Source organism: bacterium, from assembly GCA_018814885.1.
Classification (GTDB): Bacteria; Krumholzibacteriota; Krumholzibacteriia; order LZORAL124-64-63; family LZORAL124-64-63; genus JAHIYU01.
Map to the genome: position 1 here is coordinate 1 of JAHIYU010000192.1, position 13,843 is coordinate 13,843.

The following is a 13,843-nucleotide window of genomic DNA, read 5'->3' on the forward strand; positions in this document are numbered from 1 at the left end:
CCTTGGCCCGGCGCCGCCGGAAGCGTGCTGGAGCCCGGCGCCGCTGGTTGCCGCCGCTGCTGACCGGACTCGTGACGGCGGTCCTCGCGGCGGTGGCCTGGTGGACGTTGACTTCGCCGACTTTCCGGATTGCGAAGGTGGAGACCAGCCGCTACCGCTTCACGAGCAAGGAGACCCTCGACCGCCGTCTGCGGGGGTGGCTGGAGCGGGACCTGAACATCTGGACCCTCGACGGCGATTCCCTGACTCGGGAGATCGAAGCCCTGCCCTGGGTGCGTCGTGTGAAGATCGGGCGCAGATTGCCCTCGACCCTGCAGGTGGACATCTGGGAATGGCGGCCGCTGCTGCTGCTGACGGACGGGGACGGGCGTCCCCATGCCCACGGCCTGGCCCTGGTGCAGAACGGCGAGGCGTTGCCGCTGCCCGATCACCTGCCGCCGCCGGATCTGCCCCTGCTGGTGGACGAGCGGGACGTCGCCCCCCGCGACGCCGCGGAGTCGGCACGTCTGCTGGACCTGCTGGCGGCCATGCGTGAGACCGGACTCGAGATGGCCTGCGAAGTGGATTTCATCCTGCGCGAGCGGCGCGGGCTGGTCGTGGTCCTGGCGGGCGACCGTGGCCGCCTCGTCGTCGGGCGCGAGGACTTCGCGACCAGATTGCAAAGGTATCTCGACGTGGCGGAGCGGGTGCCGTCCGGGGCGGAGATCGATCTGCGCTTCGAGAGGCAGGTCTACATCGAGGAATCGCGGCGCGCGTGTCGCTATGCGCCGGCGCGGAACGGGTGAAAGCATGGAATACGACCAGTTGATCGTCGTTTGCGACCTGGGAACCACCGAATTCCGCACCCTGGTGGCCGCGCCGGCGGCGGACGGCGGGCTCCAGGTGCTCGGCGCCGGTGTATCCGAGGCCGCGGGTTTCCGCGACGGGGATTTCGTGGACATCGGCTCGGGCAGCCGCGCGCTGGCCCGCGCCGTGCGCATGGCCGAGAGCGATGCCGACGTGGATATCTCCGGCTTCTACTACGGCATCTCCGGCTCGCATCTGCGGTCGGTCTGGGCGCGGGGCCGGCACCAGATCGGCCCCGGCCGCCGCTCGGTCACCGATGCCGACATCGCCGCCGTCATCGAGCGCGCCAACAGCATCGCCATTCCCTTCGACCATGCCATTCTGGCGACGAATCCGGTCGCTTTCAGCGTGGACGGGATCGGCGGCATCGTCGATCCCGTCGACCGGCGGGGCAGCATGCTCGAGGTCAACGCCTACCTGATCACCGGTTCGCGCAGCGTGCAGAGCAGCATCGAGAAAACCATCGAGCGCGCGGGGTATCACGCCGCTGGCTGGCGCATCGACGCGCTGGCCACCGCCCAGTGCCTCCTGTCTGCGCAGGAACAGCGGGAGGGCGTGGTCCTGATCGACGTGGGCGGGCACATGACGCAGTGGGTGATCTTCCGGTCCGGGCGGATCGCCGGCAGCGGCATGGTGCCCTGGGGCGGCGCCCACATGACCAGCGATCTGGCCCACGGCCTGCGTGTGGGGCAGACCACCGCCGAGGCGACGAAGTGCGAGAGCGGGCTGGTCCTGCGCAGCATGGCCCACGACGAGGTCGACACCGACGTGCTGTTTGACGACGACGACGACGTCGACGTCTCGCCCGGCTTGATCGCCGCGATCCTGGAACCCCGGCTCGAGGAGATATTCCGCCTCGTGCGCGAGGACATGGGCGCCTCCTTCGAGCCCGGCCTGCTGCTCAGGGGAGCCGTCGTCACCGGCGGCGGCGCCCGCTGCGAGGGCACGGCCGAACTCTGCGAGGAGGTGCTCGGACTGCCCGCCGAGGTGCGGCTGGCGCCGTACGGCCTCAGCGGCGGGCGACAGCTGCCGGACGGCCAGTGGGCCACGGCGGTCGGCCTGGCGTTCTGGGCCCTGGCGGGGGATGAACCCGTCGTTCCCCCCGAGGGTACGCAGGCTGGTGGCAGGGGGGTGGGTGGCTTTTTCAAGGGCCTGTTCCGGCGCGGCTGAAATAATACAAGATACGGGGTAAAAAGACTTGGACTGACACAGCATGATGTGTTAAAAAGGTAGAAGTAGCGCCTGCCGTACCATCTATGGCACCACCCGATCATGGAGGAGAGGGTCTGTCATGACGTTCGAACTCGTCGAACCCATCGAAAAACTCGCGCGTATCCGAGTCGCCGGCATCGGCGGTGCGGGTGGCAACGCCATCAACCGCATGATCGAAGCCGGTCTGCGCGGCGTGGAATTCGTGGCCGTGAACACGGACCTCCAGGCCTTGCGCGAATCGCGTGCGGACTCGGTTCTCCAGATCGGCGGTCGCGCCACGCGCGGGCTGGGCTCGGGCGGGGATCCGCTGGTCGGCCGGCAGGCGATCGAAGAGGATCTGGACACCATCACCGACGCGCTCGAAGGCAGCGACATGGTCTTCGTGACCGCCGGCATGGGCGGGGGCACCGGCACCGGCGCCGCGCCCGTGGTGGCGCGTGTCGCCCGCGAGCAGGGCGCCCTGACCGTAGGCATCGTCACCAAGCCGTTTCGCTTCGAGGGCCGCGTCCGGCAGCAGCAGGCCGAGGCCGGTCTGGCCGAACTGCGCGAGGCCGTAGACACGCTCATCGTGATCCCCAACGAGCGCCTGCTCGAGGTCGTGCCCGACGGCACGTCGATGACCGAGGCCTTCGGCTTTGCGGACAACGTCCTCTACGAGGCGACACGCGGCATCCACGACATCATCATGAAACCGCACCAGGTGAACCTCGACTTCGCGGACGTGCGGTCCATCATGGCCGGCATGGGCGTGGCGCTCATGGGTACCGGCAAGGCGTCGGGCGACGGCAGGGCGGAGTCGGCCGCCCGCAAGGCCATCAGTTCGCCTCTGCTCGAGGACGTGGACATCGCCGGCGCCAAGGGCGTCCTGGTCAACCTGACCGGCGGCGAGGTCGGACTGCAGGAGACCAACACGGTCATGTCGCTGGTCCAGGAAGCCGCCGGCGACCAGGCGCACATCATCTTCGGCTACGGCACCGATCCGGATCTCGGCGACACCCTGCAGGTCACCGTCATCGCCACCGGTTTCGACGGGACCTGCACCTACCAGCCGGTTCCTCAGCCCCGTGCCCAAACCGCCCGGCCGACGGAGCGCGTCGCGCCGGCGCGCACCGGCGCGGACCTGCGGGAGAGGCCCGCCTACGCCATGGCCGCCGCGGCTGGTACGACGCTGATCTCCACCGTGCACGACGCCCGTGTCGAGCCGCGATCGACACCGGCTGGGGATCCCGGGGTAACGCCCGGGGTCGCGCAGGATCCCCCGGCCTCGCCGACGACCATCCGCTTCACACTGGCCGAGCCCGATCCGCATCCGTCGCTGCGGCCCGAGTCGGCGCTGCGGGCGAGTCCCGACGCCCAGGCGTCGCCGCGGGGAGGCGTCGTCCATCCGGCCAAAGTATCGAGCCGGGAGGCGTTCATGAGCGACGCGTTGATGCGCGATCTGTCGGAGCCGGCCTACACGCGCAAGTACATGGACTGAAATGTCGATCCTGAACCGGATCTTTCGCAAGCGCGAGGATGACGACTACGCGGCGGGCGTCGCGTTGTTCGAACAGGGCCGGTACGGCGAGGCGGCCGAGCGCCTGCGGGAGATCGTGGGCGACGAGGACCGGCGTTCCGGGCCCCTGAGCGGTTTCTACCTGCGTCAATCGCTCGTCAAGGAGGGCCGGCGCCTCCTGGTCGCCGCCGACGACGACGGTGCCGTGCGCTGTTTCGGGGAAGCCGCCGTACGCTGGTCCAAGTATCCCGATCTGCATTTCTGGCACGGTATCGCCCTCGCCAGCGCCGAACGCTGGGACGAGGCGTTGACGGCGGCGCGTATGGCGCTGCGCTTCAACAACGATTACGTCGAGGCCCGGCTGCTCGAAGCCGGCTGTCTGCTGCAGCGGGACCAGAGCGTGAACGCGGCCGAGAGCATGAACGCCCTGCTGGCCTCCGGCCGCCGTGTCGAGCACCCGCTGATCAGGTACCTGGCCGATCAAGGACCCTTCGTGCCCGAGAATCTGCCGGACGACCTGCCCGCCGTGTTGCGCAGCACCATCCACGAGAAACGAGACGACGAGGGCGTGGCCGCGGCCGTGGAACTCTGCCGGGCGGGTGACTGGGAGAACGGCCTCGCCAAGTTGAAGGCTCATTGCGCGGCCAATCCCACCTATCCAGACTACCGCGTGAAACTCGCCGGCGCGCTCTTCCAGACCGGCCGCAATCCCGAGGCGCTCGCCGAGGTCGAACAGGCGATCGTACTCAACCCCCGTTACCGTACGGCGGCGCACCTGAAGGCGCTCATCCTGGCCGATCAGCACCGTTTCGCCGAGGCCCGCGAGGTGATCCGGATCCAGCCCGAGCTCACCGATCCGGTGGGCGGCCACCCGGGCGAGGAACTCTTCTGCTCCTATCTGGGCGCGGTGATCTCCCTGTTGACCGGACGGCGCGGCGAGGCCCGCGACCATCTGCGCGTCTGGGGCGATCTCTCCGCGACATTCCCCACCGCCGAGCTGCTCTTCGCCGCCAGCGACGATCTCGACGGTCGAGACGACCGGGCGCAAAGACGCCTCGCGGCGCTCGCCGACAAGTGGTTCGTCGACGAGGACTACCACTATTTCCTGGCCTGCCATCATGCGCGCCGCGGCCGCTGGGACCGCGTGGGCAAGGTGCTCGACGCCTGGCCGCACGGGGACGACTCCCCACCCTCTGACGAGCGCTATCTGTATCTGGGCGTGCTGGCGAAGCTGGCGGCGGGGCAGACCCCGACCGCCGCGGACATGCCCGCCGCCTTCGCCGGCAAGCCCGCCTGGCGACTGCTCTCGGCCCGCTCGCTGATGGTGGAGGAGCGCTGGATCGAGGCCCTGCAGATCCTGCGTGAACTGGCCGGCGATGACGAGACGACCGAGACTCTCGCGGGCTTGATCATGAAGGCATATCTAGCCGTGGACGAGACCGGCGACGCCCCGTTGCCGGAAGCGGAATCCGATATCCTGCTGAGTGACAGGATATGCCTGCTGCACAGGCAGGAGCGCACCAGCCAGGCCCTGGCCCTGCTGCGCGGGCACCGGGAACTCCACCCCGAAGAGCTGCGTTGGACCTGGCTCGATCCCGCGTTCTGGCTCGATCCCGTCAGGCGCTGGATCGGCTGATCCATGGCGTCCAAGGGAGTGCGAATTCATGCGAAGCCTGTTCATCCTCGCCTACCTGCTGGTGGCGCTGTCCGCCGTTGCGCGATCCCAGACCGCCGTCTCGGATGACGCGGCGGCGACCGCCTGCCGCGACGGCATGTCCGCCTATCTCGCCGGGCGCCACGCAGAAGCCGCGCCGGACCTTGCGGCCTGCGCCCAGAGCGAGCCGGCGCCGCTCGAGGCCCTGCTGGCCCTGACCGCCATTTCGCTCGACAGCGACAGCCCGTTCGAGGCGGTCGCCTGGTCCGCGCGGGCTGCCGAGACCTACCCGGAATCTGCCGACGCACGCTACTTCTACGGCCGCGCGCTCTCAGCGGCCGGCGACGCCGATGCGGCCTTGCGCCAGTGGGAGCAGGGCCTGGCCTTGAAGACGGAGCATCCGGGCCTGTTGCGCGAGTTGGCCCACCTCCATCTGGAGAGGGGACAGGACAGTGCCGCCTACGGTCTCCTGACCCAGCTTGTGCGCGTCGGCGGCGGCGACGGCTGGGCCCATCGCCGGCTCTCCGAGCTGGCCGGCGAGCGCGCCCTCTGGCGCCAGGCGCTGCGTCACTGGAACGACGCCCTGAGCTTCGGCCCCCAGGTCGGCCCGGATCTGCGCAGAGCGGGAGAGCTGGCGATCCTGGCCGGCGACACGGCCTACGCGGTGCAGGCCGGGCAGCGAGCCGTCGCCACGGATCCCTCGGCGGCCTCCTACGCGCTGCTCGGCGAAGCCCATTTCGCTTCGCGCGATTTCGAGGCCGCGGAAGCCGACCTGCGCCGGTCGCTGGAGCTGGACCCGGAACTGTCCGCTGCGCGCTTCCATCTGGCGAACGTGCTGGAGTTGCTGGACCGGGTCGAGGAGTCGGAGGGGGAATTCCGTCACTACACGGCCATGGAGCCACAGGACCCGCTGGGCTTCTACAACTTCGCGGTCCATCTCGACAAGCGCGGCCGGACCCGCGAGGCCCTGCTCAACGCCGAGCAGGCCTGCACCATCGATTCCACTTTGCTTGGACCGCGCATCCTGCGCGGCAGCCTGCTCGAGAAGCTGGGTGACGACGCGGGGGCGCTGCGGGAGGCGGAAGCCGTGCTGGGGCTTGCCGTCAACGACCGCGGACGCATGACCGCCTGGCGGGACGGGATCCGCGAGCGCGTGGCCGCGGCGGAGGCGTCGGCCGCGGCCGGCATGGTGCTGCTGTTGCATCTGGTCACGCCGGACAGCGCGGCGTTGGCCGGGGCCGAGCGGGATCTTGTCGCCGGTATGGATTTCTCGGTGGTGGCCACCCGCTACAGCGTCGGCCCCACGGCGGCCCAGGGAGGCGCCATCGGCTGGATCGATCCCCGGGAAATGACCGACGCATTGCGGCGGGCCATCGAGGTGCTCGACATCCAAGAAATCAGCCCTCCCGTCGCTGCGGGAGGGCTGTTCCATATCTTCAAGCGTGTCCGCTGATCGCCGGTCACGAATGGCCGCTCAGACGACCTTGCGCACCGAGCCGGTGCGGATGCACCGCGTGCAGACGTAGCCGCGCCGGATCTTGCCGTCCATCTCGAACTTGATCTTCTGCAGGTTCGGCAGCCAGCGGTGGCGGGTGGTGTTGTGTGCGTGGCTGACGCGGTTGCCGTACTGGGGCCCCTTGCCGCACACCTGGCACTTTCGGCTCATGTCGATTGTCCTCCTGGTCCTTGCATTGACAGACTCGGGAAATTAACATCAGCATCGCGGATTCGCAAGCAAAATCACCCGGATGAGGAGGTCGGACGGATGCCGGCGGTGGTCTGGGACAGCCCCGTGCAGTTCCTGAAGGGAGTCGGGCCGGTCCGTGCGCGTGCGCTCGACAGGCTGGGCATCGCCACGGTGGGGGATCTGTTGCGTCACTACCCGCGCGCCTATCTGGACCGCACCGCCGTCACGCCCATACGCACGGCGAGACCCGGCGACGAGGTGACCGTCCAGGGCCAGGTGCTCACGGCGGGCGAGCGTCGCACGCGTCGCAAACGGACGCTCCAGACCGTCACGGTGGACGACGGCACGGATGTGCTCTTCTGCCAGTGGTTCGGGCAGTCGTACCTGCTGCGACAGTTCCGCAGCGGCACGCGTGTCCTGCTCAGCGGGAAAGTCCAGTTGCATGCCGGACGCAAGCAGCTCGTGCATCCGGACTTCGAGCTGCTGGGCGGGGAGGAGGCCCGTCTGCACACCGGCCGCCTGGTGCCCGTCTATCCTCTGACCGGCGGTATCGGCCAGCACTGGCTGCGGCGTCTCATCCACGAGACTCTGAACGCGGCCCTGCCCGCGGCGGAAGAGACCCTGCCCCAGGATCTGAGGCGCAGCCGCGGCTTGTGCTCCCTGGGCGCGGCGCTGTCGGGCATCCACTTCCCCGCCGGCGCCGACGAGCTGGACAGGGCGCGGAAGCGCATGGTCTACGAGGAGATCTTCTTCATCCAGCTGGCCATGGGTTTGCGCCGACGCGACCGCGAGGCACAGGCCGGCAGGCGTCTCGGCGCTCCCGGCGATCTGACCACCCGTCTCGTCGCCGGGCTCCCCTTCGCTCTCACCGCCGCCCAGCGCCGCGTGCTGCGCGAGATCCTGCGCGACATGCGCAGCGGCCACGTCATGCATCGTCTGCTCCAGGGGGACGTGGGCTGCGGCAAGACCCTGGTGGCGCTGATCGCCGCACTCTTCGTGATCGAGCAGGGACACCAGGCCCTCCTGATGGCGCCCACGGAGGTGCTTGCCCGGCAACACGGCGAGACCATCGGCGGGTACTGCGAGGTCCTGGGCGTCGCCGTCGCCACGCTCACGGGCGGGACGCCGGCGCGCGAGAGGCGCCGGATCCTGGACGCCGTGCACGCCGGCGAGATCGATCTGCTGATCGGCACCCATGCCCTGGTCCAGGACGGCGTGAGCATCCCGCGACTGGGCCTCGCCGTCGTGGACGAGCAGCACCGGTTCGGGGTCCAGCAGCGCGGCCGGGTGACGCTCGTCGCGCGCGACGGCACGCCGCCGCACATGCTCGTGATGAGCGCCACACCCATCCCGCGCAGCCTCTCGTTGACCCTCTACGGGGATCTCGACCTGTCGATCATCGACGAGCTGCCGGCGGGCCGCCGTCCCATCGCCACGGCGCTGGTGACCGCAGACGAGCTCGCGGAAAAGCACGAGTTCATCAGGGACCAGCTGCGGCGGGGCCGGCAGGCTTACGTCATCTATCCGGTGATCGAGGAGACCGAGGGTCAGGATCTGAAGTCCGCCAAGGCGGAATTCAAGCGTCTGTCGGGGGGGCCGTACGCCGGGTTCCGGACCGGCCTGCTGCACGGAAAGCTGCGCTCTGCCGAGAAGAGCAAGGTGATGGACGATTTCTCGTCTGGCGACATCGACCTGCTGGTGGCCACGACCGTGGTGGAGGTGGGGATCGACGTGCCCAACGCCACCGTGATGCTCGTCCACCATCCCGAACGTTTCGGTCTGGCCCAGCTGCACCAGCTGAGGGGGCGGATCGGCCGGGGACGGCACCAGTCGTACTGCCTGCTGGTGAACGAGCGCTGGCTCGCGCCGGAGACGTACGAGCGGTTGACGCTCTTCTGCGCCGAACACGACGGGTTCCGCCTGGCCGAGGAGGATCTGCGGCGGCGCGGGCCCGGCGACATCCTGGGCGTCCGGCAGCACGGCGCGCCGGTCTTCCTGCTCGCCAACCCGCTGCGGGACGCCCGGGTCGTCGCCGTATGCGCCGAGGACGTGCGGCGGATCATCGCGGGCGATCCGCAGCTGTCAGCAGCCGCCAACGAGGTCCTGCGCGCCGGCTTCGCGGGACCGCAGGCCCGTTACGCAGGCCTGGGCGTGACCGGATGAGAGGCCTGATCACACCTTCACGGTCAAGGGGACCCGCCTGGATGCCGAAAGGAGAGTTGACGCCGCTCCCGCACCCGTCCTGAAAGAGGGATTCATGCACATCACCTGTACGGACTGCGGCAACGTCTACACACTCGCCGACGCGACCGTGCCGCGCCGCCGTCTGCGCGTGCGCTGTCCCGCCTGCGGCCGGGGCCTGCACGTCGACGGGACCGTCCGGGCCAGGTTCCGCGAACCGCCGCGGCCCGATGACCGCCGCGGCTGGGCACAGCGCCTGGCCCGGGCCCTTGTCTCGGACATCCTCGTCTACCATCGCGAGCGGCACGACGCGGCTCTCGCCGAGGGCCGCCTCCTGGTGGAGTTCGCGTCCGAGTTGGGGGAGGCCTGGGAAGCGTACAAGTTCCAGCTGGGGGACGACGACGCCTGCGCGCGCCACTTCCGCGAGGCGGTCAACGAGATCCTCGCCGGCGGCGAGATCCTGCTGGAACCGCGCGACGATGAGCGGTAGCCGGGTTCACTCCTCCCAGCGCTGGCTGACGTCCGAGAGGATGGCTTCGATGTGCTGTCTGATGCGGGCGTTCTGATCCGGTTCGAAGAGCGCCTTCTTGACCCGCCCGTCCGCATCCTTCTTGATGTAGCGCAGGGACTTGATGTCCTCCATGGGCAGGAGGATGTCCTTGCAGACGCGGACCTCGATGGCGTCCCCGTCCAGGTTCAGTCCGGGATTGTTGTGGGGATGCATGCCGAGGCCCCAGCCGTGCGCGACCATCGAACACAGCAGCGCCCGCATCATGTTCTGGCCCTGGACCGTCTCGGGATCGAAGTTGCCCTGCATGCGGTCCAGCACGCCGTCGACCACCGGCACCAGCTTCTCGATGAGATCCTGGGGCAGACCGATGTTCAGCAGGCGGGAGAACATGTCCTTCAGGATGCGGTCCGTGTTGGTGACGGGCATGTCGGTCCTCTCCGGTGGTTGACGTGACGGGATGCGTGACGGGCGCCGGTGCGGGCACGGATATGATATCGTCCAGGCCGCAATGGACTTGAACCCATTCTCCCCACCCCGGCCTGCGGACAAGAACCGTTGACCCCGGGTCCGCACTGCCTTAGTCTGCGCCCATGCCTAATCATGAAGAAACTACCAGCGATCGTGCCCTGCCGCCAGCTGCCGCGCAACAGAGGTTCGACGCGGGTCGCCGGTCCGAGCGGGACGCGGATCTCGACGGCGCCCTCGCCGCCTATCGCGACGCCCTGGCCCTGTCACCCGGGAAAGCCGACTGGTGCTACCGGCTCGGTTGCGTCCACCGCAAGCTGGGCTGTTACCGGGAGGCGGCGGCCGCCTTCCGTCAGGCCATCGAGCAGGGCGGCGAATCGGGCCCCTACCTGAACAACCTGGGCACCGTGCTGGACGCCCTGGGCGAGCGCGCCGAGGCCATGCAGATGTTCCACCGGGCCATCGCCGCCGACGGGGACAACGCCGAGGCCTGCCACAACCTGGGCGCCCTGTACGCCGAAGAGGGGCGCACCCGCGACGCGATCCGTTTCTTCGAGGCGGCGCTCGAACTCCGCCCGGACGCCGACGGCTATCACAACCTGGGTCTGGTGCATTTTCAGGCGGCGCAATTCGACAAGGCGCTCGAGTGCTTCGAGAAATGCGAGAAATTGGCGCCAGAACATGCAGTCACTAAATATTTTGCAGCATTGTCGCTGCTCCGGAAGGGCGTCTACCGCGAGGCCGTGGCGCGGTTCAGCGCGGCGTTGGCGCTGGACAACCGCCTCGTACGGGCCCATTTCTATGTAGGTGTCGCCATGCACAAGATGGGGCGGCTCGAGGACGCGCTCGCCGCCTTGCTCCGCGCACTGGAAGCCTTTCCCGACGACGGCAAGTTGCATTACCAGCTGGCGTTGACCTATGATGCGCTGGTCATGCCCATGGAGGCGCGGGAGCATTACCGGCTGGCCCGGCGCGAGGCCTGAGAGGTGAACTTGGCACTGCTCTACTTGATCCTGCTCGCAGGGGTTCAGGGGCTGACGGAATTCCTGCCCGTGAGCAGTTCGGGGCATCTGGTCCTCTTGCAGCACTGGACCAGCGCCTTCGACGGCGACGTGTTCCTGGATGTGGTCCTGCACGTGGGGACGCTGCTGGCGGTGCTGGTGGTCTACCGGCACGAGGTGAAGCGCCTGCTGACCTTCGACGCGGCCGCCGTCCAGTACCTGGTGGCGCTGGCGATCGGCACCCTGCCGGCGGTTCTGGCGGGGCTGCTGTTCGAGGATGAGATCGAGGCGCTTTTCGTGAACCCGCGCGCGGCGGCCGTCGCCCTGGTGGTGACGGGTCTGATCCTGTTCTCCACGCGGCGGACGCGCAGCGACGTGCTCCGGCTCCCCGGCGGTTGGCATCCCGTCGCGCCCCCGTTGCACAAGGCGCTGCTGATCGGCTGCGCCCAGGCGCTGGCCATCGTGCCGGGCATCAGCCGCTCCGGCTCGACGATCGCGGCTTCGCTGTGGTTGAGACTGGCCCGCGACGAGGCCGCACGTTTCAGCTTCCTGCTGTCGGGGCCCGCCATCGCCGGCGCCCTGGTGCTGCATCTGCTGCGCGGAGAGACCACCAGCGAGGCCGGGACCCTGTCGATGCTGCTGGGCGCCTGCGTGGCCTTCCTGGTCGGGCTTGTCGCCGTCAGGCTGACGGCGCTCATGGTCGTCCGGCGGCATTTCTGGAAGTTCGCCCTCTACTGCGTGCCGCTGGGCGTGGTCAGCTACATCGTTCTGGGTTGATCAGAGCGCGGCCGGCTCGGACCGCAGGCTCGACAGCAGGCTCGCCACCTCCGCCGGATCGTAGGGCTTGACCACCGTGAACTCGGCGCCGGCGCGACTGGCGGCGGCGGCCGCCGCCGGATCGCCCGTCCGGATCACCGCGACGATGCGCGCGGCGGGCAACACGCCCGCCATCTCCGTGACCAGTGCAGGACCGCCGGCCCCTTCGTGCGTGGTGTCGATGACGACCGCCTCGGGGCGCAGGGACGCGGCCAGCGCAAGGGCTTCATCGCGCGATCCGGCCTCGGCCACACGGGAGAGGCCGTTCTGCATCAGCAGGTCGCGCAGCACGTAACGCATGAACCCGGTGTCGTCCACGATCAGGATGCTCAGCTGCACGATGTGATCCTTCCTGTCTGCGGTGGCCATGACCGGGATCCGGCCCGTCGGGTCGCGGTCGAATCGCCATGGCCGGGACGCTCGTGTGCCGGCAAGACGGCGCGCCCGGTATCCACCGACCATCCATCGGTCGTATCGGGCAAGGCTTGAACGTCATGCTCCGGATTGGCGGGAGAGTGCCATGGGGGCGCGTCGGCCCAGACTGTCGCCATCCTGTGATGTCCCCGTGCAGATCTCTTGACAACTTGACGGAGCCCGCCGGGCATTCCTTGACATAATGTCAAGACCAGGGCCCGATCCTCATTTCCGATCGATCCCCACCCCGGCCAACAGAAATGCAAACAACAATGATCCAACATGTTACAAGAACAGGAGATGTATCGTCTCGAATGACCGGGAATGGTACGGATATTGTAGAGGAGCGCGCAGAAAAGAAAGAAAAAGCGACAGCGAGGTAGGAAAGATGGCAGTCAGGACCGGAAAAACCCCCAGGAATCGCAGCACCGCCGCCAAGGCAAAGCCGCGCCGCGAGAGCGCGCGCCTCATGACGAACCTCGACCTCTACTTCCAGGAGGTCAAGGCGTTTCCGCTGCTGACGCGCGAAGAGGAATGCGAACTGGCACGCGGCATCCGCAGCAACGATGGCAGCTCCCTGCACCGTCTCGTCAACTCGAACCTTCGTTTCGTGGTGTCCATCGCCAAGGAGTACGCCCATTACGGCGTGCCCCTGGAGGATCTCATCAACGAAGGCAACCTGGGACTGCTGAAGGCGGCCCAGCGCTTCGACGAGACACGCGGCTACAAGTTCATCTCCTACGCCGTGTGGTGGATCCGCCAGTCCATCCTCGCCGCCCTGGCCAACCACTCCAAGATCGTCCGCATGCCGCTCAACCGCGCCAGGGTGCTCAACCAGATCAAGCGCGCCTCGAGCGAACTGCAGCAGAACCTGCGGCGCAAGCCGCTGCCCGACGAGATCGCGGCCAAGCTCGGCCTGTCCGTCGACGAGGTGAAGGACACCCTGCCGCTGATGCAGGACAACTTCTTCCTGGACGATTACGTGGGCAACGACGAGGACTCCACGTACCTGGACTTCCTCGAGGACACCACCAGCAAGACGCCGGACACGGCGGTCATGGAAGAGGACCTCTTCGAGAGCATCGAACGCATGCTGTGCGACCTGAAGCCGCGCGAGGCCAGGGTCCTGCGCATGTACTACGGGCTCGGCTCGGACCGCGAGATGACGCTCGAGGAGATCGGCCAGGACATGGGCCTGACCCGCGAACGCATCCGGCAGATCAAGGAGGAGGCCTTCGAGAAGATCCGCAACTCGAAGACCTTCCGATACATGCACGACTATCAGGACATGCGGGGTATGACTGCCTGACGGGATCGTATCGAAGCAAGAGGACGGAAAGCACGACGGGGCCCCGGGATCATCCCGGGGCCCGTAGCTTTATCCGGCCGTGCGCGAGGCCGCCGAGTTCCCGCGCGAAGGACCGCCAGCGGTCCTCGGGTAGCCAGATGGTCCAGGTCACATCCTCCGAAAACGCGCTGTCCAAGACGTGCCCCGCGTGCTTGCCGAGCAGGTGCTCCAGCGGACCGATCAGCTCGTAGCCGAAGGCGAGCTCGAAGGTGC

General features: G+C 68.3%; 14 protein-coding genes. 10 read left to right on the forward strand and 4 right to left on the reverse strand.

Annotated elements, in window-relative coordinates; translation table 11 throughout:
• From KJ554_14770 to KJ554_14790, 5 genes are all read left to right on the forward strand, one after another.
• Positions 1–785, forward strand: a 785-nt coding sequence (locus tag KJ554_14770) for an FtsQ-type POTRA domain-containing protein (protein ID MBU0743593.1), incomplete at its 5' end; no start/stop codon positions are given.
• A 4-nt stretch (positions 786–789) separates the two neighbouring features.
• Positions 790–2,016, forward strand: coding sequence for a cell division protein FtsA (ftsA, locus tag KJ554_14775; protein MBU0743594.1), 1,227 nt, complete (start codon positions 790–792; stop codon positions 2,014–2,016).
• 121 nt (positions 2,017–2,137) lie between these two features.
• Positions 2,138–3,535, forward strand: a complete 1,398-nt coding sequence (ftsZ, locus tag KJ554_14780; protein ID MBU0743595.1) for a cell division protein FtsZ — start codon at positions 2,138–2,140, stop codon at positions 3,533–3,535.
• A gap of 1 nt (position 3,536) precedes the next feature.
• The gene (locus tag KJ554_14785) at positions 3,537–5,189 is read left to right on the forward strand and encodes a hypothetical protein (protein ID MBU0743596.1); all 1,653 of its coding nucleotides are present in this window, start codon (positions 3,537–3,539) and stop codon (positions 5,187–5,189) included.
• Between the two features lie 28 nt (positions 5,190–5,217).
• Positions 5,218–6,660, forward strand: a complete 1,443-nt coding sequence (locus KJ554_14790) for a peptidylprolyl isomerase (GenBank protein ID MBU0743597.1) — start codon at positions 5,218–5,220, stop codon at positions 6,658–6,660.
• 21 nt (positions 6,661–6,681) lie between these two features.
• Here KJ554_14790 and rpmB read toward each other — a convergent pair whose 3' ends face one another.
• Positions 6,682–6,873 carry a 50S ribosomal protein L28 gene (rpmB, locus tag KJ554_14795; protein ID MBU0743598.1) on the reverse strand — a complete coding sequence of 64 codons (192 nt, stop codon included), beginning with the start codon at positions 6,871–6,873 and terminating at the stop codon, positions 6,682–6,684.
• A 99-nt stretch (positions 6,874–6,972) separates the two neighbouring features.
• Between rpmB and recG the strand changes: the two genes are divergently transcribed.
• Positions 6,973–9,057 carry an ATP-dependent DNA helicase RecG gene (gene recG / locus KJ554_14800; GenBank protein MBU0743599.1) on the forward strand — a complete coding sequence of 695 codons (2,085 nt, stop codon included), beginning with the start codon at positions 6,973–6,975 and terminating at the stop codon, positions 9,055–9,057.
• A 94-nt stretch (positions 9,058–9,151) separates the two neighbouring features.
• Positions 9,152–9,565, forward strand: a complete 414-nt coding sequence (locus KJ554_14805; GenBank protein ID MBU0743600.1) for a zinc-ribbon domain-containing protein — start codon at positions 9,152–9,154, stop codon at positions 9,563–9,565.
• Between the two features lie 6 nt (positions 9,566–9,571).
• Here KJ554_14805 and KJ554_14810 read toward each other — a convergent pair whose 3' ends face one another.
• The gene (locus tag KJ554_14810; GenBank protein ID MBU0743601.1) at positions 9,572–10,012 is read right to left on the reverse strand and encodes a hypothetical protein; all 441 of its coding nucleotides are present in this window, start codon (positions 10,010–10,012) and stop codon (positions 9,572–9,574) included.
• A 164-nt stretch (positions 10,013–10,176) separates the two neighbouring features.
• Between KJ554_14810 and KJ554_14815 the strand changes: the two genes are divergently transcribed.
• A complete protein-coding gene (locus tag KJ554_14815; protein MBU0743602.1) occupies positions 10,177–11,034 on the forward strand; it encodes a tetratricopeptide repeat protein in 858 nt (285 codons plus the stop codon).
• Positions 11,035–11,043: 9 nt separating this feature from the next.
• Positions 11,044–11,829, forward strand: a complete 786-nt coding sequence (locus KJ554_14820) for an undecaprenyl-diphosphate phosphatase (GenBank protein ID MBU0743603.1) — start codon at positions 11,044–11,046, stop codon at positions 11,827–11,829.
• Here KJ554_14820 and KJ554_14825 read toward each other — a convergent pair whose 3' ends face one another.
• Positions 11,830–12,237, reverse strand: a complete 408-nt coding sequence (locus KJ554_14825) for a response regulator (GenBank protein ID MBU0743604.1) — start codon at positions 12,235–12,237, stop codon at positions 11,830–11,832.
• Between the two features lie 514 nt (positions 12,238–12,751).
• Between KJ554_14825 and KJ554_14830 the strand changes: the two genes are divergently transcribed.
• Positions 12,752–13,591 (forward strand): RNA polymerase sigma factor RpoD/SigA, encoded by an 840-nt coding sequence (locus KJ554_14830; protein ID MBU0743605.1) that lies wholly within the window; start codon positions 12,752–12,754, stop codon positions 13,589–13,591.
• 49 nt (positions 13,592–13,640) lie between these two features.
• Here KJ554_14830 and KJ554_14835 read toward each other — a convergent pair.
• Positions 13,641–13,843: DUF1949 domain-containing protein (locus tag KJ554_14835; GenBank protein ID MBU0743606.1), on the reverse strand; the 203-nt coding region annotated here is incomplete at its 5' end.

Bases quoted from the DNA above. Each gene is read 5' to 3' on its own strand.
- rpmB (MBU0743598.1), bottom strand. From the start codon at position 6,873: ATGAGCCGAAAGTGCCAGGTGTGCGGCAAGGGGCCCCAGTACGGCAAC.
- KJ554_14810 (MBU0743601.1), bottom strand. From the start codon at position 10,012: ATGCCCGTCACCAACACGGACCGCATCCTGAAGGACATGTTCTCCCGC.
- KJ554_14785 (MBU0743596.1), top strand. From the start codon at position 3,537: ATGTCGATCCTGAACCGGATCTTTCGCAAGCGCGAGGATGACGACTAC.
- KJ554_14830 (MBU0743605.1), top strand. From the start codon at position 12,752: ATGACGAACCTCGACCTCTACTTCCAGGAGGTCAAGGCGTTTCCGCTG.
- recG (MBU0743599.1), top strand. From the start codon at position 6,973: ATGCCGGCGGTGGTCTGGGACAGCCCCGTGCAGTTCCTGAAGGGAGTC.
- ftsZ (MBU0743595.1), top strand. From the start codon at position 2,138: ATGACGTTCGAACTCGTCGAACCCATCGAAAAACTCGCGCGTATCCGA.
- KJ554_14815 (MBU0743602.1), top strand. From the start codon at position 10,177: ATGCCTAATCATGAAGAAACTACCAGCGATCGTGCCCTGCCGCCAGCT.
- KJ554_14805 (MBU0743600.1), top strand. From the start codon at position 9,152: ATGCACATCACCTGTACGGACTGCGGCAACGTCTACACACTCGCCGAC.
- KJ554_14790 (MBU0743597.1), top strand. From the start codon at position 5,218: ATGCGAAGCCTGTTCATCCTCGCCTACCTGCTGGTGGCGCTGTCCGCC.
- ftsA (MBU0743594.1), top strand. From the start codon at position 790: ATGGAATACGACCAGTTGATCGTCGTTTGCGACCTGGGAACCACCGAA.
- KJ554_14825 (MBU0743604.1), bottom strand. From the start codon at position 12,237: ATGGCCACCGCAGACAGGAAGGATCACATCGTGCAGCTGAGCATCCTG.